Here is a 24,086-nt window from a genome sequence, read left to right on the forward strand (position 1 = left end):
CTAATTTTAATAGAAAATCTACAGGGAGGAGATTTGCATGAGCCAATCTTTATTGAATTATTATCCTGAATCGCAAGGGATGGTTGATCCTTCTCTCGATAAAGACTCTTGTGGTGTTGGCTTTATCGCTAATTTAAAAGGAATTAAATCACGCGAAATCATTGACAAAGGAATAAAACTAATGTGCAACCTTGAGCACAGAGGTGCTGAAGGAGCTGACCCGAAAACTGGAGACGGTGCAGGGATAATGATTCAAATTCCTGATAAGTTTTTTCGGCAAAATCTATCTTTCGAACTACCTCCTGTTGGAGACTATGCTGTAGGCGTTTTATTTCTTTCTCAAAACTGGGAAATCAGAGAAGCAATCGAAATTATTATTGAAAAAGTAATCGTTGATGAAGGCGAAGAATTTTTAGGTTTTCGAGATGTTCCCATTCACCCTGAATTTGCAGGTACAATTGCTTCTAAAACTCTTCCTGTTTTCAAACAAGTATTTATCGGAAAAAAATCAAAATCTATAAAAACACAAGACGAGTTTGAAAGAAAGTTATTTTTGATTAGGAGACTCATTGACAGAAGGATTCGTGCAGAATATAAACTGAATAGAGGTCAATACTATGTTCCAAGTTTTTCATCAAGAACCATTGTATATAAAGGAATGCTTCTTGGAAATCAACTGAAACCATTTTTTGAAGATTTAAAATCTCCTGATATTGAGTCTGCATTTTGCCTAACGCACACTAGATTTTCTACAAACACATTCCCTACTTGGGATCTGGCTCATCCCTATCGAATGATCGCACATAATGGTGAGATCAACACTTTAAGAGGAAATATAAACTGGATGGCTGCAAGGCAGATGGTCATGGAATCTCCACTCTACGGAGATGAGCTAAAAAGAATGTTACCAATTGTAATGGAAGGACAATCGGATACAGCAACATTTGATACAGTATTGGAGCTACTTGTTATGGGTGGAAGAAGTTTGCCACATGCAATTATGATGATGATCCCGGAAGCATGGTCAAAAAATAAAGAAATGGATCCGGATAAGAAAGCGTTCTACGAATACCATGCTTGCTTAATGGAGCCTTGGGATGGTCCCTCTGCAATAGCATTTACCGATGGAAGAATTATTGGAGCAACATTAGACAGAAACGGACTAAGACCGGCAAGGTATATAATTACTGAAGACGATGAAATTATTTTTGGCTCTGAGGCAGGTGTATTAAATGTTCCGACAGAAAAAATCCTAAAACAAGACAGGCTAAAACCCGGAAGAATCCTGCTAATAGATTTAGAAAAAGGACAGATATTAGACGACGAAGAAGTAAAAAAGCAAATCTCCACACAAAAGCCCTACAGAGAATGGGTAGAAGAAAAAATGGTTCGTCTTACAAGCCTTGCAGACACCCACACAGCTATAGCAGTTGATCACAATACAATTTTAGAAAGGCAAAGAGTGTTTGGATATACAAGAGAAGACATTGTTTCAGTAATCAAACCGATGGCTCTTAATGGTGAAGAGCCTGTAGGCTCAATGGGGATCGATGTGTCTCTTCCCGTATTGTCTGAACACCCTCAACCATTGTTTAGATACTTTAAACAAAACTTTGCTCAAGTTACAAATCCACCTATTGATCCTATTCGAGAAGAATTAGTCATGGAGTTGACTACATACATAGGACCCGAAGGAAACCTACTGAGTGAAACCCCGGAGCACGCTCATAGATTGGAATTAGAGCATCCGATTCTATCCAACGAAGATTTCGAAAAAGTAAAAAATATCAATATTAGTCAAGAGCATTTTAAAGCAATCACTTTGCCGATTCTTTTTGATCCTTTGAAAAAGCACAATATGCGTAACAATCTGGATCACGTATGTATTCAGGCAGCCAATGCAGTTCGGAATGGTTACAATCTGATTATCTTAACCGATAGAGGGGTATCAAAAGAAAAAGCACCTATCCCGAGTTTACTTGCTGTTGCAGGGTTACACCACTATTTGATCCGGACCGGACTTCGCACAAAAGCAGGAATCGTTTTGGAAAGTGGGGAGCCGAGAGAGGTGGCGCACTTTGCACTTCTTTGCGGGTATGGAGCCAACGCAATCAACCCATATCTTGCTTTTGAAACTTTAGCAGACCTGATTCGAGATGAAGATTTTGAAGGAGAAAAAGATTTTCAAAACGCCAAAAAAAAATATATAAAATCCATAGGGAAGGGGCTACTAAAGATTCTTAGCAAAATGGGAATTTCCACTCTACAGTCATATTGTGGTGCACAAATCTTTGAAGCAGTCGGGTTGGACTCTGAATTGATCAGTCACTATTTTACCGGTACAATGACAAGGATAGAAGGACTTTCTTTAGAAATGTTGGAGCAAGAGACTTGCAAAAGACACTTTCAGGCATACAACCCGGTTTGGTATCCAAATTCATTAGACCCCGGAGGATTTCACTACTATAGAAAAAATGGCGATCACCATATATTCAATCCAATTACAATTCACAAATTGCAAGAAGCCACGAAAAATGGGGACTACAAAACTTATAAAGAATTTTCAAAGTCGGTTGATGACCAGCGAGAAAAATTAGTCACTCTTAGAAGCATGTTTGAAATAGATTACTCCAAAAGTAATCCAATCCCGATCGAAGAAGTAGAAAGCGTTTCTGCAATAGTGAAAAGATTTCAAACAGGTGCGATGAGTCATGGTTCGATTTCTTGGGAAGCCCACACTACTCTTGCAATCGGCATGAATAGAATTGGTGCAAAGTCAAATACCGGAGAAGGCGGAGAAGACCCTGTTCGTTTTAAAACTTTACCAAACGGAGACTCTATGCGTTCCTCAATCAAGCAGGTAGCCTCTGCAAGGTTTGGGGTGACCATGGATTATTTGGTGAATGCAGATGACTTACAGATAAAAATGGCGCAAGGAGCCAAACCCGGTGAAGGTGGGCAATTACCCGGACACAAGGTTGACTCTTACATCGGTAGTTTACGTTATGCGACACCGGGCGTTTCATTGATCTCTCCTCCTCCTCACCACGATATCTATTCCATAGAAGACTTAAAACAATTGATATTTGATTTGAAAAATTCCAATCCAAGTGCAAGAATTTCTGTGAAGTTAGTTTCTGAAGTGGGAGTCGGAACGGTTGCGGCAGGTGTTGCAAAAGCACACGCAGACCATATTTTAATTTCAGGTTATGACGGTGGAACAGGTGCAAGCCCAATCTCCTCCATACACAATACCGGAACTCCTTGGGAACTTGGCTTATCGGAGGCTCATCAAACTTTAGTTGCCAACGGTCTTAGAGATAGAGTGTATCTTGCCGTGGACGGTAAAATTCTTACAGGGAAAGACGTAATTATAGGTGCACTTCTCGGAGCAGAAGAATTCGGGTTTGCTACATCTGCTTTGATAACAGTCGGGTGTATTATGATGAGAAAATGTCATCTGAACACTTGTCCAACCGGGGTTGCGACTCAAGATGAAAAACTCAGAGCAAATTTTACAGGGAAACCAGAAAACGTAGTGAACTATATGCAATTCGTCGCAGAAGAAGTCAGAGAGATAATGGCAAAGCTCGGAGTCCGAACTTTCAAAGATCTTATCGGAAATGTCGAAAAAATTCAATTCATTCGCCAAAGAAATCACTGGAAAGCCAGAGGCTTGGATTTTACGAGAGTTTTGAATCGACCTATTTCAATATATTCATCCGACATGTACAGAACCAAAGAGCAAAAACATGGGTTGGACAAACAAATAGACAATGAGTTATTGAGAAAATCCAGAGCAGCCATCGACTACAAAAAACCTGTAAAAATCGAAATGAATGTAATTAACTTAAACAGGTCTGTAGGCACAATGCTTTCAGGTGAAGTTACCCGAAAATATGGTTTGGAAGGATTGCCCGAAGATACGATAGAGGTAATGTTTACAGGAACGGCGGGTCAATCTTTTGGTGCATTTTTAGTGAAAGGAATCACATTTCGACTTGTAGGAGAAGCTAACGACTATGTAGGGAAAGGTCTTTGTGGCGGAAAATTAATTATCCAAACTCCTGCAAAGGCAAAATACAATGCAGAAGAAAATATCCTAATCGGAAATACTTGTTTCTATGGTGCAACATCTGGTATAGCTTTTATCCATGGTCTTGCAGGAGAAAGATTTTGTGTTAGAAATTCAGGAGCGGTTGTAGTCGTAGAGGGAGTTGGTGACCACGGTTGCGAATACATGACCGGTGGAAGAGTTGTAGTGCTTGGGGCTATAGGAAGAAATTTTGCAGCAGGAATGTCTGGAGGAATTGCATATATCTATAATATAGAAGGAAAAATCAACTCGCTTATAAATCAGGAAATGGTGGACTTAGAATCTTTTTCATCAGATTCAGAGAAAGATGAAATTCAAGCCAAGATTTTAGATCATTACAAATATACCGGATCACAAAGAGCAAAACTAATTTTAGAAAACTGGGAAAAGGAATCTAAAAAATTCATTCGAGTTATTCCAAGGGATTATAAAAAAGCACTCGAAAAAGAAAACCAAACTCTAAAAAAACAGGAGGTGATACATGGGTAAAATCACCGGATTTATGGAATTTACGAGAACTGCATCAAAAAAGAAAGCTGTTTCAGATCGAATTAAGAATTTCAAAGAATTTGAAGAGCCTTTTGATTTAGAAACACTGAAAGTCCAAGGAGCCAGATGTATGGATTGCGGGGTTCCATTCTGCCAAGGAGACACTGGATGCCCTGTAGATAATCTAATACCTGAATTTAATGAATTAGTTTATAAAGAGAAAATGAAAGATGCTTGGGAAAATTTAGAGTCAACAAATAATTTTCCTGAATTTACAGGACGGCTTTGCCCTGCTCCCTGTGAAAGCGCCTGCACTCTCGGTATTATTTCAGATCCGGTTTCTATTAAAATGATTGAGAGAACGATTATAGACAACGCATGGGAAAATTCTTGGGTCATCCCAAAGCCTTCTGTATTTAAGTCAGACAAAAAAGTAGCCATTATTGGCTCAGGCCCTGCCGGATTAGCGGCAGCCCAACAACTTGCCAGAGCCGGACACGAGGTGACAGTCTTTGAAAAAAATGACAGAATCGGAGGACTCATACGTTATGGGATACCGGATTTTAAATTTGAAAAATCTCACATAGACAAACGAGTAGAACAGATGCAAAAAGAAGGAGTAATCTTTAAGACAAAGGTGCACGTAGGAATAGATATACAAACAAAATCACTCTATTCGGATTATGATGCAGTTGTCCTCGCTATTGGGTCTGAGGTCCCGAGAGATTTGAAACTTGAAGGTCGAAACTTGAAAGGAATCTATTTTGCAATGGACTTTTTAGTTAGGAGCAATAAAAAAAATGCAGGAGACGATGTAAGTGATTTTATTTCCGCAAAAAACAAACACGTAATCGTAATCGGTGGAGGAGATACCGGATCAGATTGTGTAGGCACATCCAACCGACACGGGGCAAAATCTATTACCCAAATTGAGTTATTTCCTGAGTCCCCAAAACAGAGAGACCCTTCCACTCCTTGGCCACTGTACCCTAAAATTTTCAGAGTATCGACCTCGCATGAAGAAGGAGTCGTCCGAAAATGGTCAATCAACACTCTTGGGTTCAGAGGAAACTCTAAGGGAGAAGTAGAAAGTATTTACGGAAATCAAGTTGAAAACAAAGACGGTAAATTTATTCCAATCAGTGGTTCTGAATTTGAACTCCCCGCAGATCTTGTATTTTTAGCGATGGGATTTGTACACCCTGTAAAATCCGGTTTGCTCTCAGATTTACAGGATATGGGAATGGAGTTTGACTCGCATGGTAACGTAAAAGCAAGTTTTGGATTAAAAGAAGGCTCATTTTCAACTACATTAAACAAGGTTTTTGCTTGTGGGGACGTTAGGCGCGGACAGAGTCTGATTGTATGGGCAATTTCTGAAGGAAGAAAATGTGCAGACCAAGTACACAGCTATCTGATGAAAATTTAACCTGCCTTGAAAAAGAGCTTTCAGATAATTTCTCTATGGTCTGTATTTATGAAGCTCATAGAAAACTATAGCTTTGAATCAGGCAGAATTCTTTTGAAAATGGAATCTCTAAGAGTCGGGACAACCCCGGTGCAAGTTCTTCTTTTAATTTCCGAGCAAAGATTCAAGTGAGCTTGAAATCAAGTCTTTTTCATTATCAGAAAATAGAGGGCCCCAAAGAAAAAATATCCAGCCCAGCCAGTGTTTTAAAAATGGAAGATTAGGATTTAACACAGTGGGCTTTCCTTCATTATCAAAAAAACTGATTTCTATGTTGATGAATTCTTTAAAAAATCCGGGGAATAAAAGAAGAGTAAAAATAGAAACAATTCCAGACCAATGTGTTTTTCTATCAAAATCCAATATCTTCACAAATAGAGAATTTTTAAATTGCCCTTTTGGATATGCAGCTTCTAATTCTCTTAAAGACTGAATGGGAGAATACTCTATAGTTGAATGAACTCCTGTCGTGTATTTTTTTAACAGATGGGTGGGCAAATTATATAGAAATTTATATTTTTTCACAGGGTAGGCAGGCGAGACTTTAAAATACTTTTCATCTCGAATAAATTCTACTGGGTACCAACCAAAAGCAAAATTTTTACAAGAGTCTTTTTCTTTTCCAAGGCAAACCGGGGATTTATCATTTTGGGAACAAATTTCTACACAGGCGTATCCTTTAATTAGCGCAAATACTCGAATTTTTTCTTTATATGATTTTTGAATAGGAGTGGAAAATGTATTAGAAACATTTGTGTATAAACAATTTTGGAAAAATAACAAACTAACAAGATGGAAAATAATTTTTTTTTGGATTTTAAGATTCACTTTCTTACTAAATGTAAAAATACTTTCAAATAGAAAGGGAGCCAAAAGACTCCCTAAAATTATTTTTACTTTTTCTTTTTACCTTTTATTTCTTTACCTATTGCCTCTCCGATTGGAGTATTCGATGGAGGAGCTATTGCAGGATCCGAGTAATCCAATTTGGAGAATTGTTTTTTGTATTCTTTCACTCCCTTCTCACCCATATCTTTTAACGCTTCCGATGCTATTTCTAATTTTCGTTTCTGATCTTGAGTATATTGAAATCCTCTTGTAGTGGCATAATCATCATTCATTGGATCAATCAAAATAATCCCTGCAAGGAAATCAAAAATCTCTACAGGATGAATCTCAAACTCCATTCCGATAATAAAAATTCCCGCTTTCGCACCTACTGCCCAATAATCTCTGAATTCTTGATAAATAGGTTTGGAAGGTGTATGCAAAAGTGTCGTACGAGCTGTCAGGTCCAAACCACCTAGTCCAAGTCGGCTCCCTGCTACTGCTGAAACTCCAACAGGCCCAATTACTAATTCAAAAGAAACAAGCCCCCTCATTCCGACATAGTGCTTTTTCTGATAAATCCCTATTCCTGATGATGTACCCGTGTAGGCAACTGCCTGAACGGCTCTTGTTACCCAAATACCTCCACCAATTTGAGGACCAATACTCACTTCGACGGTAACCGTATCCACCAAATCAAAAAATCTGTCAGGAATGTACCACAATACTTTTTCTAATGTGCTCGGCTCTACTTTTGGACGCTTAGATTTATTATAACCCAATAGAGAACTTCCTGTTATTGCCTCTCTTTGCTCGACTGTAAGCGAGGCAAGAATTTCTTTAACCATCGAATCATCCGGGTGGAAATTATAGATTAACTCCATAATCTTTGCAGCTTCTTCAGGACGACCTGTTTTCGCCATCTGCTTAGCTTCACTCGCTAAAAAACTTAAATTTTTATTGAATTCTTTATAATCTGGTGCTGATGAGCAATTTGCAGTAAAAATCACAAATAAGATTATTAGAATTGAGACTTTCAGTTTCAAATTTTAATTCCTTTAAATTTTAGTTTAACAATAGTGCCAATAATAAAAAATAGTGCAATAAAAAATTTCTATTTATCAAGGAAAATGACAATAAAACTCAATTCTATAAAAATCCAAAATAAGTTTTAACATTGGCAGGCAAAGGATTTTTATTAAAAGATAGCTTTTGACAATTACGCTTTTTGTTGTAGCTTTAACTCTTGAAAACAGTTATTGATTTTTAGAATTTTTTCCGAAAATCAATATAGAGAATTATTCTATGCAAAAGAGTATTACCGTAATTTTTATTATTTTCCATCTAGCTGTTTATTCTGAAACAGAAAAGTCTTCTTACACCGAAAAAAGAAGAAGTATGCTGTGGCAAGGGGATGTTACCTCTGTTTATCCAGAAAAAGGGAAGATGGCGATTTCTTTATTTCACTCACCCAAAAATATACTTTTTGAAGACTTTAAAAAAGACTTATTGAATCAGAAGAAATTCACACTATGGCAAAAAGGAACCGACAAAAAAATCGGAAGTTTTTGGGTAAGATCGGTAATTCAAGAAGAGAAAAACAAATATAAGTATTTTGTAAGAGTGACAGGGGACTTTAAGTCGAGTTCAACTGCTTTAAAAAAGTTGGTTTCGACCAACGTATATATCGCTGCCTTTGGAGATGAAACTTTATATGTGGAGCCGTTACGATATTTCGACAACAGAATCACCCCTCCTGTAAAAACCTATATACATCCAAAGGACAAAAAAGAAATGCTTTTTGTAGAAAGTGGTTTTTTTATCTATGGTCAAGGAAAAAATGCTCTATTAGATAATTATAATCCGAATTTTTATACACCAAGTGAAAATAACTTGGGAGATATTCCTTCTTTTTATATGGATAAGTACGAGGTCACAAATCAAGAGTACGATAAGTATCTAAAGGAAACCAATTCACCCTACCCGCTCCATTGGGTTGCAGGGAATTTTCCGAAAGAAGAAAAAAATCATCCTGTCAATAATTTGAGTTATAGAGAAGTAGAAGGTTACGCTGTGTGGGCAGGGAAGAGATTGCCTACAGAATGGGAATGGGAAAAAGCCGCAAGAGGAATGGGCTATTTTTCACAAACAAATCGAGACGAATCCGTAAATTATGAAATCAAAGATACCCGTTTTCCGTTTTCCGATAAATTTGATCCAGAATTATGCAATACAAGAGAAACTGGAATCGGAAAAACTGTTTCCGTTTACGAACTTTCTGAAAAAGGACAAAGTCCTTATGGCATTATCGGAATGTGCGGAAATGTTTCTGAATGGACATCGAGTTGGTATGACGCGTATCCAAATCATTATATAAAAAATCACTCTTTCGGTAAACAATTCAAAGTGATTCGCGGAGGTGCATTCTATGATACTGCAAAACAGGCTACAGTTTATTATAGAGGCTTTGGAGGAATCCCCAATCTCGCAAAAGATCGTAAAGCCGGGTTTAGATTAGTCATAGACTCAAAATCTAATTGAAACTTAGTTGCAAAAAGAATCAATGGTAATAGGTACCCTATTTTCATGAATTCTAAACTAAAATTTTTCTCTATATTTCTATTTCTATTTTCCACAAGTGTATTTGCCGATGCTGAAAGTGGTAGTGCCATTTCAAAATTAAATATATGGATTGAGTCCCATTTACAACAAGATGACTTTGGCGCATTTTCTTTTCTTTTGCTTTTCTTGGGTGGATTTATTGCAAGCCTATTACCGTGCACTTACCCACTGTATCCAATCACTGCAGAAATACTTAAAACACGAAGCAGCTCAAATAAAATACTTCATCCATTGATTTATTTTTTCGGGCTTTCTTTTATTTATATGATTTTTGGTATTCTTGCCGGTTTTAGCGGGGGTGCATTCAATACTATTTTAAGACAACCTGAAATTAATTTAGCTATCGCTATAGTGATATTCCTTCTCGGTCTTTCTTCGATGGAATTTTTACACATTCCGATATTCAAACCTAAAAACATTGGAGCTGATTCAAAAAGTGTCTCTGGTACTTTTCTTTTGGGGATGGGGGCCGGACTACTTTCTTCTCCTTGTGTCGGACCTATCGTAGTTACCATTTTATTGCATCTAACAGTGTCCCAAAATGAAATTTCTATTTTATCGTTATCTATCACTTCATTCAAAATGCTATTTTTTGGAATGGGAGTAGGTTTGCCTTTTTTTGCAATCGGAATACTTGGATTCAAACTTCCTAAATCGGGGAGCTGGATGAAATGGATACAATATATACTAGCAGCTTTTATTTTTTATTTTGCCTATACCTATTTTGAAAAATCAATGGATACATTAGGCTTCACGAAACCTGAGAGTAACCGGATACTTCTGGCTTTTGTGATTTTTTTAATCTCTGTGTATTTATTTCAATCTGAAGAAGAGTTGCGATATATAAAAATGAAAAAAGCAGTTACCCTGACAGGGATTTTGTTTGCTATTGTAATTCTCTACAAAATTTCTAATTCACTTTCTGAGGGTAAGACCAAAAGTGCTAACCCTGCAATAGAATCTTCCATAGAAGAGCACGGGAATTTGAAATGGTACAGAGCACACAAAATGGTTTTCGAGAAAGCCCGTGAAGAAAATAAAAAAATCTTCATCGACTTTTATGCTGACTGGTGCTCTAATTGCAAAAAATTCCAAAGCCTGACTTTAAGCGATAAGGAATTGAATCACGCTCTAAGTGAGACAATTCTTTACAAGATTTACGATACAGATCCGGAATTTGAAGAGTATGCAAAACAAAAAGAATATTCTGAATTAAAAATAGGACTTCCCTTTTTTGTAATTTTAGATAAAGAAGGAAAGCTGATTTTTAAAACTACGGATTATTTGAGAACAAGAGATATGATACGATTTCTAAAAGAGTAGTTATTTCTTTACTGATTTATCTAACTCTTCGATTGCTTTGCGCCTAACGTATGCTTCTCCTTCTTCCTTCCCTAAAATTTGAGTACGTAAATCTTTTAATTTTTCTTCTTTTTCTTTCTCCGATAGACTTCCGTTCTTAGAAAGAAATTCTTGGGCTTTTTGTTCGTAATCTTTGATCTTATTATCTTCTGTGAGTGACTCTTCTTTTGCCTTTTGCATTTTGTCTGCAACTTCTTTTCCAAAATACTTTATTTGCAAATTGTAAATTTTAGAATCTTTTTCCTGAGAATTTAATTTATTTAGCTCTTCTTCTCTTAATAAAATTTCTGTTTGAAAGTTGTCGAATTTATCTTCTCTCGACACCATAGCTTCGTAATAGCTACCGTACAATTTTCTTTTTAAGGTTTCATAGTTTTTTACTCTATCATTTCCATTCATCTTTCTAGAAGTATTGATAAAGTTTTTACCAGCATCCATAAACTCAACCTTGGATTCTTCCATTCCAAAAATCAAGTCCGCATTTTCGTTTTTGAGAATTTCTCTTCTTTTTTTCTTGAGAATTTCGTATCTTTCCTCAAAGCTCATGTTGGGGTTTATTTCCATTTGGCGAATTTCATTTTCATACCTAAAATAGCTTCGAAATAAATTTTTCATGGAATCTCTTTCAGGAGGCTGGTAGTGAGAATCAATGTAGGATAAAATAGAGTTGTCGCATTGCTCAGGTCCATAGTTTTCAGGGCATTTTCCACGCATTGCCCATACTTCCCATACAAAGTTTATCTCTCCTGTTTTTAATTTTTCGATAAACTCACCATAAGAAATTGAATTATTGTCTCCAAATAGGCTTTCTTGGTTATCGTAATTTCCCCTTCCCAAAGGAAATATATTCAAATCTTCCTTACTATCTGAATTCATGGAAAATTTATCCTTTTTTTTATCTCCAGATTCATTTCTCATCGCCCAATTAATCGTAAAATAAATAAGTATGACACCGATAAGTACGCCAAAAGTGATGAAAATTTTTTTGTTCATGATTTAACTCTCTTAAAAGAAGAATAGGGGGAAGAAAAAAAGTGAGGCAAGTAAAAATTTGCCTCACTTGTATAGGTAGTGATTAATAACCTCTACCAGTTTTTGCGATATTCATATACCAGCCTTGAACATCGAAGTAGTTTTGACCTGACCACTCAAAATTTGTAGCTTGTAAGTGATCGATTCCGGTAGCATACCATTTAGAAGAAGGAGTGCCTTTCCAAGTTCCCCATTTCTGAGAAGTCAAAGGAACAACCCCATCATTTTCTCCGCCAAGGCTATAGTAAAGACCGCCCGCCCAAGTAATTGGATGAGTAAGTGCCATAATTGGGTGTTGAATGATGTCAGCCCAAGCCATGCTGGATCCGTAAGAGAAATATTTCATTCCAGAAACATTTGGAGTAGAATTATTAAAAGAAGCAACATAAGTAGTAGTTAAAGACTGGCCCATTGCAATCGCATCTTGTGGACGGCCATCTCTATATACTAACCTTGCAAGTAAACTAAGTGCAGAATTAGCAAACGGTTGGAGCCAGCTTGGTATTGCAGCAAGGACAATGTTTGCCATCGGAGCGCCCTTGTGGAGTGAATTTACCGTTGAAACAGAGGCAACTTTGCTTGCATAACCAAGGTTAGCAACGATATAACGAACTACTAATCCACCCTGGGAGTGTCCGACTAAATGAACTTTGGTACAACCGTTTGCAGGCATCCATGTATCTAAGTAAGATTTTATTTGAGAAGATCTTACAGCTAAGCTATTCGCAGCAGAACTTCCTGGGGTAGATACTTTCGCACCTTGATTACGTAAATAACCGTCTAATCCTCCCCAATATTTCACTAAACCGGCCGCCATACCTGTTGTGTCATCAAATCCTAAAATTCCGTGGACTAAAGTAATACACATACCTGTTAAAGGCTTGGTTTGCGCCGATAGTGAACTAAATGCAGGCATAACAAAAGCCAGAATTAGAACCATTAATTTCATTTTTATGTTTTTCATAAGTTTTTCTCCATTAATATTCGCTTAATTGTGTCAATAATTCTACAATAACTTTTCTTTTGCAACTTTTTTTTTAATATTTGTCAATTTTTTTTGAAATCTGGAATAAAATGATACAAAAAATACCTTGTGCAAATGATTTGACTCGACAATTTCATCATTGCCTATTTACTGATAACTATGATTTTCTCTATATTTTTAACCTTCATTTTATTCGGCTCATTCTATTTTTGCCTTAAAAATAGATTTTTTGAATTTAATTTCCACTCAATTCGCTACTCTCTTCAAAAAGCAGTAGCCTCACCTTCTAATAAAGACTCTATAATACTTTTAGTTTTTTTTCTGTCTTTCTTGCTCTTCCCCCTTTTCTGGGGACTTACATTTTTCTTAAAAACAGACGCAAATGTTGTGGTCGTACTGATTTTTATGACCTGGTGCTACAATTGGATTAAGTATATTTTTCTTGGTGAAGCAGAAGATAGAAGATAATATATTTAATCAAATATTAAGAGAAAAAAGACCTGAAGGTTTACTTTGGCGAATAGAATCCTCAAGTAGTTTTATCTTTTGTGGAGTTTTTAGTGTTTCGTGTAGTTTTTGTACGTTTCGTGCAAAAATGTGGGATATCCAATTCAGAGGACTGATGCCTGATGTCTGAGGACCGAAATAGAGAAATTGGAAATTTTTTCTAAATAGATTTATTTTTTCGGTAGAGGTTTTGATTTTTAGTATGATTTTTACTATTTCGTGTTTAGTGTAGTTTTTGTACTTTTCGTGCAAAAATGTGGGAACTCCACTTTTTTGGGGGATTTCACATTTAGTACGGGTTCAGAACTTTTTCTGTAAAAGTTAAAAAATTTTTTCTAAAATTACAAAAATTTTATTTCTATCACGATATTATTTTACCTTATATCAAGAGGCAAGAAATAGTGGCTGGGGGCAGAAACTATATGAGGAAAAAAATTTTATATTAGGAGAATACTATGAATCCAGAAAAATTTGAGCGAACTCAATCAAGTTTACTCATTCCAGAAAAATTTATGGATGAGTTTAATTGTAGGACAGAAAATATTTCGAGAGAGGATTACTTGCATGATTTGTTAGAGAGGTACAGGAATGTTTTGCTGTGGAAGACTTTTGAGAAGTTGGATTGTGTGAAAACTGGTTACCAAGAAGAAGGGCAGAATCTTCAGAAGAAGAATTTTCGTCCTGAGAACGCAGATTGGATTGAGCTTGGTGAGTTTGCTCAATGGCTTGGTATTTCCCGAACGGCTCTTTTTACTCTTCTTTTGTTGCTTGACATTGCCGGATGGGACATAATCATCCCTGCCAAGTTCTATGACTTTGGAGTTCCACCCAAGGTCAGTTCGATTGCGATAGGAGTCTATCTCTCAAAGAGAAAAACTATCCGATACAATAGGCTGATACGACATAAGCCAAAGACATAACAGGAAAAAATTCAGAAAAATCAGAAGATCTTAAAAACACAACAGGAGAGATGTACCCAACTGAAAAATTAAAAAGATGGAAGTCTTTTAAAAATACATTCCGGGATCATTTGAATTGCAAGCATAATCCATTTCCAGTGCCAAAGAATATAAACTTCAGATTTATGATTTAATCCTGATTCTACAATTTTTTTTGCTGCGATTTCAGGTTTTGCTGTGAGTATTGGCATTAAGTTATGCCCCTCTGACATTCTTGTGTAAACCGGACCGAGTAGAATTGTAGTAACAGTAACCTTGTCTTTAAATAATTTATTTCTTAGCCCCGAAAGATATGCTGTAAATCCTGCTTTAGCACTCCCATAAAGAAAATTCAACTGCCTTCCTCTAATTCCTGCAACAGAGCTAATTCCGATAATTATGCCTGATTTTCTTTTTTGAAAATATAGAGCGATTGTGTTTAAAAAAGAAACTGCACCAATATAGTTTACGCTCATTGTTTGATAGGCTTCATGAAAATCAGAAAGTGCCTTTTCTTGATTTTTATAATACCCAAAAGAGCACACTACAATATTTGGTAGTTCAGGTAGGGAAGTAATAAAAGGGGCATGAGAGCTATAATCTGTAATGTCAAGATCGTATTGCAGAATTTTTACATTGTATTTTTTTTGTAAGTAGGTGCTGATTGTATTCAGTGAAGATTTGTCCCTACCGGTTAAATACATATCGTAGTTGCGTTTGGCAAAATTTTCTGCAATATGTTTTCCTATGTCGGAGGTTGCCGCAAGTATTAATACTTTTTCCATAGAATTATCATTTAAAATTCTTTTTAATTTGTCTATTCAAAAGTAAATCCATTATTCTATAAATCTTGAAATAATCTTGAGATAATGTTTTCGCAATATTTTCTAAATTCTTAATCTTGCAAAAAAATTATAAGTTAAAAATAAAGGAATCTTAGCTGAAATGATTCTTGTAATTGACTGCTTTAACCTAATTTATAAATTTCCTGAATTAGAGGAGATGATGTATTGCAATAAATTATCTCAAGCAAGAGTTGGTCTTTTGCAGGTATTATTAAAATACCAGAAAAAAAGAAGTAAGTTAGAGATATATGCATTTTTTGACGGGAAAAAAGAATCTGGGAGTGTAGTAAGACAGGAAAATTTAGATGGGATAAAGATTTTTTATAGCCATGAAAGGAGTGCAGACTCCCTAATTAAGCAATTTATTAAAGAAAATCCATTCCCTTCATCTCTACATATTGTTACTTCCGACAAAGACATACTTTTTTATTGTAAAAAATTTAAGTGCAACACTCAAACTTCAGAAATATTTCACGATCACATAGTAGAATTTTTTCAGGAAAAAAATGAATTCACAGAAAAAGAGAGTGATAGAAAACTCGATAGTTCTGAAATTGAGTTTTGGACGGCAATGTTTAAGAAAAAATCTTCGGATAAGAAAAAGTTATGAGCGATAAACAGAAATTTGAATTACTATTCCAGAAACTTTCTTCGTTTAATGATTTTTTACTGACTACGCACAGCAATTCGGATCCCGATGGAATTGGCTCTGAGATAGGACTATATTATCTGCTTACAAAATTAGGAAAATCTGTCCGAATCTTAAATCCAGATAAAACTCCAGAAAAATATACTTTTATGGATCCACAATGTCGCATAACGTATATAGACCCGGATCGGATGACAAATTTTTATGATTCTTCTACTGTAGTGATCTTGGACAATTCTGATTTGAAAAGAATCGGTGAAGTTCAAAATTTCATTAAAAAAGATCTATCGAATCTAATTGCAATTGACCATCACGATGAAGTAGATTATTATTCAGGGTTATTTTTATTTTCTGATATTGGTTCGACTGCAGAAATCGTTTGTGAACTTTTTGAAATTGCTGGAATAGAGCCAGACTATACTTCAGCACTTGCCTTGTATCTTGGAATTGTTATGGATACCGGTCAGTTCAAATATTCCAAGACAAGACCCAGAACCTATGAGATTGCATCTAAACTTGTTCGTCATAATTTTCCTGTTGAAGAAATACTTAGAAAATTGTATGAAGACTATCCTTATGAAAGATTGTTTCTCAAGAGAGATATTTATCAGACGTTGAGTGTTGAACCTGAAAATGGTTTAGCAAGTGTTGTAGTCACGCACGAAGTTTTAAAGAAATACAAAAATTCTAACGGGCTTGGAGAAGGGATTGCAAATGAACTTCTTGGTCCAAAAGAAATTTTTATTGCAGTTATGTTTACCGAGCTTCCCGATTCTAAAGTTAAGATTAGTTTCAGGTCAAAAGGAAATTACAATGTGTGCAACGTTGCTAAGGAGTTTTTAGGTGGGGGACATGCAAATGCAGCAGGAGCTGTAGTCAATGGCGATCTGAGCAAAACTAAAAAAGAAATTCTCAGTAAACTTCGGGATTTATACAAACATACTACTTTGGAATAATTTATGCTTTTTAATTCTATACCTTTTTTGTTTTTCTTTGTTATCGTTTATCTTTTTTATTGGAATATACCTTCAAGATTTCGTTTCAATTTTTTGATTGTGGCAGGACTCTTTTTTTACGGTTTTTTTTCTTTTCCCTTTTTAATTCATTTTTTGGTAGTGATTTCGATAAATTATTTTCTGTACAGAAAAATTCGGAACAAAGAATCTGATCAATACGTTAAAATAGCAGTAGTATTCAATCTCATCAATTTGGGATTTTTTAAATATTTTTACTTCTTTACAACATTTATAGGTGATGTGATCGGATCTGAGTTATTAAAAAAAGCTCCCGATTGGATATCCATAACCCTTCCGCTTGCAATTAGTTTTTATTCATTTCAGATGATTGCAGCAGCAGTGGATGCACATAGAGATGCGTCAGGCGAAACTATTGGAGTGAGAGACTATTTTTTATTTGTAATGTTTTTCCCTGTTTTGATTGCAGGACCGATTATGCGAACTACGGATTTTCTCCCAAACCTGTCAAAGAATATAGAGCCTGATAGAGGTCAAATATATCGAGCTTGCTTTCTTTTAATGAGCGGGCTTATTAAAAAGATCCTTATAGCAGATCCTATTGCAGGCAGGATTTCTCCTGTATTTGCAAACCCTTCCGAGTACGATAATTTTTCACTATTTATGAGTGGGATATTTTATACTCTTCAGGTATATTCTGACTTTTCGGGACTAACCGATATGGCAAGATCAATCGCATTATTTTTAGGATTTGAAATTCCCGAAAACTTTTACGCTCCTTTTTTTTCGACTTCTGGAAGAGAATTGTGGAGAAGGTGGCATGCAACTCTCTCGAATTGGCTTCGAGACTATATTTATTTTCCTTTAGGTGGAAATAGAAAAGGAGAGTTCAGGTCGCATATAAATTTATTTATCACGATGGTGCTTGGAGGGCTTTGGCACGGGGCTGATTATACTTTTGTAGCTTGGGGAGCCTATTGGGGTGCGTTACTCGCCATTGAAAGAATTTTTGTGGATAAGTTAAAAATATCTATCTTGCCGGGAAATCTTTTTACCAAAGTGTTGCAATCCTTATTGATTTTCGTGCTTTTCTCAATCAGTGCATTGATGTTTCGATCTAACAGTGCTTCTTTGATGGTGGATTTATTTGCAGGAATATTTACGAATGATGTAGGATTTTTATCACAGTCGATTGCAAGTGCAAATGGGGGTTGGCTTGTGAGCGGGATGTCTCTTGTTGGAGGGGGAGACGTTTTTCAAATGAATTCTTTGAAGAATTTAGAGAGTTTTGTTTATATGTATATAATGTTTTTAATTTTCCATTATTTTCAGTATAAGCCTGAGTCCTTAAATAAATTTAAAAAATACAGTTTTGTTTTATCTCTTGTGCTTGGAATAATTACGATATTTATGATAACAACTTTGTCACAAGATGGAGATGCGTTTATCTACTACAGGTTTTAAAATGATAAAGAATAAGTTTTTATTAATTCCGTTTTTGATTTTACTCTTGGCATACACAATTGACAAGTTACTTCTTTTAGAAAATATTCAGACCTATTTTACAAAAACTATGTCGGAAGTAAATTATTTCCACAAACCGGAATTATTTGAAGAGTTGAAAATTTATCTACAACAAAATAATCGCAAAAAAGTTTTGGTCTATTTTGGAAACTCCAGAGCTTTATTATTTAATAATGCTTATATTGAAAAAAAATACCCTGACTGGATTTTATTTAATTTTTCTGTTCCGGGTGGGACTCCGGATTATTTTTTGTTTTGGTTGGAGAAATTTGAAAAAGAAAATGTTCGACCAGATTTTATTTTATTAGACAACTCTATTGAGGCGTTTAATTTAAAAGCATTTATTAAGATTGATGAAGTTTTGGTGAATGGTTTAGATTTTAATTTTATCATTCGACACAACGCAAGATATTCTAAAAAAGAAATTACAAATTTCATAGCCAAGAGAACTTTTAGAACGTATCAGTATAGACCTAAGTTCACTACAGTTTTAGAAAGAATAAAAAATGATTTTCTTATCCTGAATATGTACAGAAGTTGGAGGAAGAAAACCAAAGAGAGATTGACTTTAGAAAGGGGGAGTGCATCCTCCGAATTTGCTTCCGGGGTTACGTCTAAGGAAGAAGTGGTAAAGAAATACGCTGAGGGGGATTATCATTCCTACCTAACTCCTTACGAATTTAATTTTGATATGCTAAAATTTCAAAAAGATTGTTTTGAGATTTTGAGTAGAATGAAAATTCCACATTCAGGAATTTGGGTTCGTATAGCTCCTCCTTATTTAGAGCTGATAAAGAATAGGCAAGTTGCGAGAAAGGAAAAGGAGGTATCAACAGTCTATGAAATTTGGTATCCAAAATTAAAAAAAATCCACACAGATACAAACACAGAATTTTGGAATATGAACGAAGACCCATCCTACAAGTGCAATGATTTTTCAGATGCAAGTCACATGTCTCCAAGTTGTTTCCCGGATTATACAGATTTTATTTTTCGTAATATTTTTTCTCAAACAAGAAAATGAATTATGGATGAGATTGCCCAAAAAAAAGCAAAAGTAATCGTTGTCGAGGATGAAAGTCTTATCGCAATGGATTTAACCATTCGATTAGAAAAATTTGGTTATAAAATAATCGGATCTTATGCGAGTGGAGAAGATATCGTGAGAGATATTCATTCTCTCGATGCCGACGTGATAATGATGGATATAAATCTTGATGGAGAGATAGATGGAATAGAAACTGCCGCCGAGATTAAAAAGCTAAAAGACATACCGATTGTTTTTTTGACTGCGTACATTGACGATAAAACTTTTCAGAGAGCAAAACTTACCGAGCCTGCTGCTTATCTTACGAAGCCGTTTATTGAGGCAGAGCTATACAAAACACTTGAGCTTGCCATCTATGGGCATGAAATGAAAAAGAAATTAAAAGAAAGCGAAATGAGCTTGAATTTAATTTTTCAAAATGTTTCAGAATATTTAATCCTATGGGAAGTTGGTAAAGAAGGTTTGAGTTGTTTGAAATGCAATTTGCCTGAGAGAGAAATGCAGGACATTCCTTTGAATCTGGAAAAAAAAGATATACAGTTTGTAAACTTTTGCAATAATGAAAATTTCTTTCAAAAAGAAAAAATAGATACTGTAATTCAAAAAGCAATTTCTGTCAGTTATGAATTGACCAAGGAGTTTAAAGATTCAATCAAATACTATGCAATCCAGATAACTCCGATTACAAAAAATGAAAATACAGTCACTCATATATTAGGTATCATTCGGGATATTACGGAAAGAAGGGTTTCCGAAGAGAATAGACTAATTTTAGAAGCCCAGCTTAGGCAAAGTCAAAAATTGGAAGCGATTGGATCTCTTGCAAGCGGGATGGCACATGAAATCAACAACCCTCTAATGGGTGTGATAAACTATTCTCAATTAATTCGAGACAAGATGGAAAAAGATTCCCAGTTGTGGAAATATGCGTCTTCTATCGAAGAAGAAGGTTATAGGATTTCCACTATTGTTCAGAATTTACTTTCATTTGCTCACAGAAAAAATGATACTAAAAAACCGGAGGAAGTAAAAGATATTATTGATTCAGCACTGAAACTAACTCACTTACTTTTTAAAAAATCTAATATTCATCTCGAAGTAAAAATTCCAGAAGGGCTGCCAAAGGCGATTTGCAGAATTCAAGAAATTCATCAGGTATTGCTGAATTTATTCAACAATTCAAAATTTGCCTTGAACCAAAAATATCCAACACAGAACGAAGATAAAATATTGAGAATTGAAGCAAGTCTGATTACAGAGAAAGAATTTGGTCCGATGATCAGGATACAAGTAGAAGATCACGGCACAGGTATTCGACCGGATATAATAGAGAAGATTTTTGACCCATTTTATACCACCAAACCAAGGAGTGAGGGAACCGGGCTTGGACTTTCAGTGAGTTATGGTATTATTCGAGATCACGACGGACGATTGCTTGTAGAAAGTGAAGAAGGGAAGTTTACAAGATTCAATATTGACTTGCCGACAAACCTAAAGGAATCTATAATTTAGAGAACGATTGATGGAATTTATAGAAATATTTACAGACCCGACAGATAGAATTTTATTAAAGGCAGTAAACGGGGAAAGAATTACAGTAGAAGAAGCTTTAGAGCTTTATGCAAAAGGTGATTTTTTAAAAATTCAGATGGCTGCAAGATTTTTACGTGAAAAGGTTTTATCTCATAAATTCGCAAGCTACACAATGTTTCGTATCGTGAATTATACCAACTTTTGCAATGTAGAATGCAATTTTTGTTCTTTTATGGATGAAATAGGAAGTGGGAAAGGTTACGTTCTGAGTGTTTCGGAAATAATCGAAAAAATGAAATACGCAGTTGAAGAAGGTGCAGATCAGATGTTCCTTCAAGGTGGAGTGTATCCTGAAATTCAATTTGATTACTACCTCGAAGTTTTAGAAAGCGTAAAAAATAAATTTCCAAATATGCACATTCGAGCATTTTCACCGGTAGAGCTAATCAATATGGAAAAAATTACCGGTTTGAAATTAAGAGGAGTTCTGGAGCGATTAAAAAAAGCAGGCTTAGATTCCGTACCGGGTGCAGGGGCGGAAATCCTTACTGAAAGAATGAGGAATATAATCTCTCCAAAGAAAGCATCTGTGAGCGAGTGGGTTCGGGCAATGGAAACGTGCCATGAGGTCGGGCTATTCGGAAGCGCAAACATTGTATTTGGTTCCGAAGAAACACAAATAGAAGTTATCGAGCATTTAGACGTTATACGGAATCTTCAGGATAGAACAGGTGGATTTCATGCGTTTATACCTTGGACTTTTCAACCACAAACGAAGCGTTTTGTAATCAGGAGTGTACCTACTCATGAGTATTTAAAAGTACTTGGGATTTGTAGAATTTTTTTAGATAATATCAAACATATTGAAACTTCTGTTATGGTTTTGGGAAAAGGAGTAGGGCAACTTGCACTATACAGTGGTGCGGATGATATTTCATCTGTAGTGATTGAAGAAAATGTGTTAAGGTCTTATGGTTTAAAAACTGAGAAAGAAGCCTTGAAATTTCTTAGAGATGGTCAGTTTGATCCTTTACGAAGAGACTTGAATTATAATTACGAAAAATATAAAAGATTGTAAACACCTTTTCGACTACAATGTGGGAACTCCATCATTTTGCAGAAATTATGTCTCTTGGAGGATAAATTTTTTTTAGTAAATAGGCAATAAAATCCTTGACGTATAAGAGCCAAAAAATAGAGTGGAATTTCCGGTCAGCGTAGTCATTCTTGTCCACGTAATCGGTATAAGGTCTGAAAATTTTCCCAAGACGAGAATTCTCTTTGTAAGGATTTTGACGGACAAATATTTGTTCTTTTACAACGTATATAGCAATAAACCCCTCACCACTTTTTTCTTGAGGAAAAAAGAAGTGAGGGGCGACATCACCAGTCTCTCTGCCGAGGGGCTGGTATAGAAATTTTTTTTTCAGCACCAGTTTTTATCAAAACTAGTGTTGGATTGTATCTAAAAAGGATACAGTGTCCCTCACCATTTTTTTCTTGAGGAAAAAAGAAGTGAGGGGTTTGCAAAAAATTTCGTTGAGAAAATTCAAATAAAGCAAGTGGTTGTAATCCATTGGTTTATTTGAAAATGAGACAAATAAAAATCCAATTTCTTTTGTCGAAGAAGTTGGTAGGTTCGGAGGATAAGGTGCTAAAGGTCTATGCGAATTAAAAAGTTATATCTTTTTAATTTCGGTCACAGGCTTTTAGTCAATTTAACCTCTGAACGAGTTCCTTATAAAAAATTCCGGATTATCCAACCGGAAAAAATCTCGAGACTAAACTATTCTTCATTCCGTGCGTGAAATGAATTTTTACACATAAGAATGGGGAGTCTGAGGGGCGATGAGCCCCTCAGGAAAGATTCAACAATTCTTTGTTGAGTTTTAAGTAATATGGTCAAGTAAGTAAGGGCATACGGAGGATGCCAAGGCATTGATAGGCGAAGAAGGACGTGGTTTGCTGCGATAAGCAACGGGGAGCTGTAAACAAGCATCGATCCGTTGATTTCCGAATGGGAGAACCCCTGTAGGTAAAACCTACAGACCCAGCCCTTGCACGCAAGAGCTGGGAGCGATACCCGGGGAACTGAAACATCTTAGTACCCGGAGGAAAAGAGAAAGAAATTGATTCCGAAAGTAGCGGTGAGCGAAATTGGAGTAGCCCAAACCCCTGTCTATGTTACAGCTTCGATGCGCTGTAGCAGGGGTGTTGTAGGACCGACAGGCACAGATCGAAATGTGCGACGAAGTTACAAAATTTACAGTTAGCGGAAAGGTTTTGGAAAAGCCTGCCAGAGAGGGTGAAAGCCCCGTAGGCGAAAATTGTAGATCTTCGGTCGGTATCCTGAGTACCACGGAACACGTGTAATTTTGTGGGAATCTGGGGAGACCACTCCCCAAGGCTAAATACTTATCAGTGACCGATAGTGAACTAGTACCGTGAGGGAAAGGTGAAAAGTACCGGGGGACCGGGGTGAAATAGTACCTGAAACCGTATGCTTACAAGGTATGGGCGCCCTTCGCATAATTTATTTTTTTAATTTTGGAGCAGTTAGTCGCCCCGAAGACAGATGGCTGAAGATAGAAGACTGATGGATCAGTTTTCAGAATTCAGTGTAGTAAATGTTTTCGGGGAGAGGTGGAATAGTTGTGAATAGCAATCTTTTCTGTCCTCAGTCATCAGACCTCAGTCGTCTGTGACCCTTCGCGACTCAGTTCCAAATTTTCAAGAAAAAGTAAAGTATGCGAAGGGTCACCGTGTGCCTTTTGTAGAATGAGCCGGCGAGTTACTTTGTGTTGCAAGCTTAAGGTAGTGAGATACCGGAGGCGAAGCGAAAGCGAGTCTGAATAGGGCGAGAAGTAGCACGGAGTAAACCCGAAGCCAGTTGATCTACCCATGAGCAGGCTGAAGGTGGGGTAAAACCTACTGGAGGGCCGAACCGGTAAACGTTGAAAAGTTTTCGGATGACTTGTGGATAGGGGTGAAAGACCAATCAAAATTGGCAATAGCTGGTTCTCCTCGAAATAGCTTTAGGGCTAGCGTCATTTGTTTAGTTATAGGGGTAGAGCTACTGATAGGACTAGGGGACCTACAAGTTTACCAAACCCTCTCAAACTCCAAATACTATAACTCCAAAAAATGGCAGTCAGACTACGGGGGATAAGCTCCGTGGTCGAAAGG

At 36.2% G+C, this 24,086-nt stretch carries 17 protein-coding genes and 1 rRNA gene (1 of these 18 cut by a window edge); 12 read left to right on the forward strand and 6 right to left on the reverse strand.

Annotated elements, in window-relative coordinates:
* Positions 1 to 37: 37 nt before the first annotated feature.
* Both gltB and HS129_14625 read left to right on the forward strand, forming a co-directional pair.
* A complete protein-coding gene (gene gltB, locus HS129_14620; protein ID MBE7413271.1) occupies positions 38 to 4,585 on the forward strand; it encodes a glutamate synthase large subunit in 4,548 nt (1,515 codons plus the stop codon).
* Positions 4,578 to 6,014 carry a glutamate synthase subunit beta gene (locus HS129_14625; GenBank protein ID MBE7413272.1) on the forward strand — a complete coding sequence of 479 codons (1,437 nt, stop codon included), beginning with the start codon at positions 4,578 to 4,580 and terminating at the stop codon, positions 6,012 to 6,014. The genes gltB and HS129_14625 overlap by 8 nt, the downstream gene beginning before the upstream one ends.
* Before the next feature lie 144 nt (positions 6,015 to 6,158).
* Here the strand turns inward: HS129_14625 and HS129_14630 are convergent, their stop codons facing one another.
* A complete protein-coding gene (locus HS129_14630; protein ID MBE7413273.1) occupies positions 6,159 to 6,926 on the reverse strand; it encodes a hypothetical protein in 768 nt (255 codons plus the stop codon).
* A gap of 20 nt (positions 6,927 to 6,946) precedes the next feature.
* A complete protein-coding gene (locus tag HS129_14635) occupies positions 6,947 to 7,927 on the reverse strand; it encodes a hypothetical protein (protein ID MBE7413274.1) in 981 nt (326 codons plus the stop codon).
* Positions 7,928 to 8,171: 244 nt separating this feature from the next.
* Here HS129_14635 and HS129_14640 point away from each other — a divergent pair, with 244 nt between their 5' ends.
* The gene (locus tag HS129_14640; protein ID MBE7413275.1) at positions 8,172 to 9,422 is read left to right on the forward strand and encodes an SUMF1/EgtB/PvdO family nonheme iron enzyme; all 1,251 of its coding nucleotides are present in this window, start codon (positions 8,172 to 8,174) and stop codon (positions 9,420 to 9,422) included.
* Positions 9,423 to 9,467: 45 nt separating this feature from the next.
* The gene (locus HS129_14645) at positions 9,468 to 10,826 is read left to right on the forward strand and encodes a thioredoxin family protein (GenBank protein ID MBE7413276.1); all 1,359 of its coding nucleotides are present in this window, start codon (positions 9,468 to 9,470) and stop codon (positions 10,824 to 10,826) included.
* On the opposite strand, the gene HS129_14650 is transcribed toward HS129_14645, so the two are convergent.
* Positions 10,827 to 11,858: a lipase gene (locus tag HS129_14650; GenBank protein ID MBE7413277.1), complete on the reverse strand. Its 1,032-nt coding sequence runs from the start codon at positions 11,856 to 11,858 to the stop codon at positions 10,827 to 10,829.
* 82 nt (positions 11,859 to 11,940) lie between these two features.
* Entirely contained in the window at positions 11,941 to 12,846 is a 906-nt protein-coding gene (locus HS129_14655) for a lipase (GenBank protein MBE7413278.1), read from the reverse strand.
* A gap of 998 nt (positions 12,847 to 13,844) precedes the next feature.
* Here HS129_14655 and HS129_14660 point away from each other — a divergent pair.
* A complete protein-coding gene (locus HS129_14660; protein MBE7413279.1) occupies positions 13,845 to 14,309 on the forward strand; it encodes a DUF1564 family protein in 465 nt (154 codons plus the stop codon).
* Between the two features lie 68 nt (positions 14,310 to 14,377).
* On the opposite strand, the gene HS129_14665 is transcribed toward HS129_14660, so the two are convergent.
* Positions 14,378 to 15,112, reverse strand: a complete 735-nt coding sequence (locus HS129_14665; protein MBE7413280.1) for an SDR family NAD(P)-dependent oxidoreductase — start codon at positions 15,110 to 15,112, stop codon at positions 14,378 to 14,380.
* Between the two features lie 160 nt (positions 15,113 to 15,272).
* Between HS129_14665 and HS129_14670 the strand changes: the two genes are divergently transcribed.
* From HS129_14670 to mqnC, 6 genes are read left to right on the forward strand one after another with little or no spacing between them, the layout of a single operon-like run.
* Complete coding sequence (locus tag HS129_14670; GenBank protein ID MBE7413281.1) at positions 15,273 to 15,782, forward strand: NYN domain-containing protein; 510 nt, start codon at positions 15,273 to 15,275, stop codon at positions 15,780 to 15,782.
* A complete protein-coding gene (locus tag HS129_14675) occupies positions 15,779 to 16,777 on the forward strand; it encodes a bifunctional oligoribonuclease/PAP phosphatase NrnA (GenBank protein ID MBE7413282.1) in 999 nt (332 codons plus the stop codon). The genes HS129_14670 and HS129_14675 overlap by 4 nt, the downstream gene beginning before the upstream one ends.
* Before the next feature lie 3 nt (positions 16,778 to 16,780).
* Entirely contained in the window at positions 16,781 to 18,259 is a 1,479-nt protein-coding gene (locus HS129_14680) for an MBOAT family protein (protein ID MBE7413283.1), read from the forward strand.
* 1 nt (position 18,260) lies between these two features.
* Entirely contained in the window at positions 18,261 to 19,343 is a 1,083-nt protein-coding gene (locus HS129_14685; protein MBE7413284.1) for a DUF1574 domain-containing protein, read from the forward strand.
* A 3-nt stretch (positions 19,344 to 19,346) separates the two neighbouring features.
* Positions 19,347 to 20,879, forward strand: a complete 1,533-nt coding sequence (locus HS129_14690; GenBank protein MBE7413285.1) for a response regulator — start codon at positions 19,347 to 19,349, stop codon at positions 20,877 to 20,879.
* A 10-nt stretch (positions 20,880 to 20,889) separates the two neighbouring features.
* A complete protein-coding gene (gene mqnC / locus HS129_14695) occupies positions 20,890 to 21,978 on the forward strand; it encodes a dehypoxanthine futalosine cyclase (protein ID MBE7413286.1) in 1,089 nt (362 codons plus the stop codon).
* A gap of 31 nt (positions 21,979 to 22,009) precedes the next feature.
* Here the strand turns inward: mqnC and HS129_14700 are convergent, their stop codons facing one another.
* Positions 22,010 to 22,333 carry a hypothetical protein gene (locus HS129_14700; GenBank protein MBE7413287.1) on the reverse strand — a complete coding sequence of 108 codons (324 nt, stop codon included), beginning with the start codon at positions 22,331 to 22,333 and terminating at the stop codon, positions 22,010 to 22,012.
* Positions 22,334 to 22,796: 463 nt separating this feature from the next.
* Here HS129_14700 and HS129_14705 point away from each other — a divergent pair.
* Positions 22,797 to 24,086: ribosomal RNA gene (locus HS129_14705) — 23S ribosomal RNA — on the forward strand (it continues 2,812 nt past the right edge of the window).

It is taken from the genome of Leptospiraceae bacterium (assembly GCA_015075105.1).
In the GTDB taxonomy this organism is placed as follows: domain Bacteria; phylum Spirochaetota; class Leptospiria; order Leptospirales; family Leptospiraceae; genus JABWCC01.

Coding starts and splice junctions, on each gene's coding strand:
- gltB (MBE7413271.1), top strand. CDS start 38: ATGAGCCAATCTTTATTGAATTATTATCCTGAATCGCAAGGGATGGTT.
- HS129_14625 (MBE7413272.1), top strand. CDS start 4,578: ATGGGTAAAATCACCGGATTTATGGAATTTACGAGAACTGCATCAAAA.
- HS129_14645 (MBE7413276.1), top strand. CDS start 9,468: ATGAATTCTAAACTAAAATTTTTCTCTATATTTCTATTTCTATTTTCC.
- HS129_14650 (MBE7413277.1), bottom strand. CDS start 11,858: ATGAACAAAAAAATTTTCATCACTTTTGGCGTACTTATCGGTGTCATA.
- HS129_14655 (MBE7413278.1), bottom strand. CDS start 12,846: ATGAAATTAATGGTTCTAATTCTGGCTTTTGTTATGCCTGCATTTAGT.
- HS129_14660 (MBE7413279.1), top strand. CDS start 13,845: ATGAATCCAGAAAAATTTGAGCGAACTCAATCAAGTTTACTCATTCCA.
- HS129_14665 (MBE7413280.1), bottom strand. CDS start 15,112: ATGGAAAAAGTATTAATACTTGCGGCAACCTCCGACATAGGAAAACAT.
- HS129_14670 (MBE7413281.1), top strand. CDS start 15,273: ATGATTCTTGTAATTGACTGCTTTAACCTAATTTATAAATTTCCTGAA.
- HS129_14675 (MBE7413282.1), top strand. CDS start 15,779: ATGAGCGATAAACAGAAATTTGAATTACTATTCCAGAAACTTTCTTCG.
- HS129_14680 (MBE7413283.1), top strand. CDS start 16,781: ATGCTTTTTAATTCTATACCTTTTTTGTTTTTCTTTGTTATCGTTTAT.
- HS129_14685 (MBE7413284.1), top strand. CDS start 18,261: ATGATAAAGAATAAGTTTTTATTAATTCCGTTTTTGATTTTACTCTTG.
- HS129_14690 (MBE7413285.1), top strand. CDS start 19,347: ATGGATGAGATTGCCCAAAAAAAAGCAAAAGTAATCGTTGTCGAGGAT.
- mqnC (MBE7413286.1), top strand. CDS start 20,890: ATGGAATTTATAGAAATATTTACAGACCCGACAGATAGAATTTTATTA.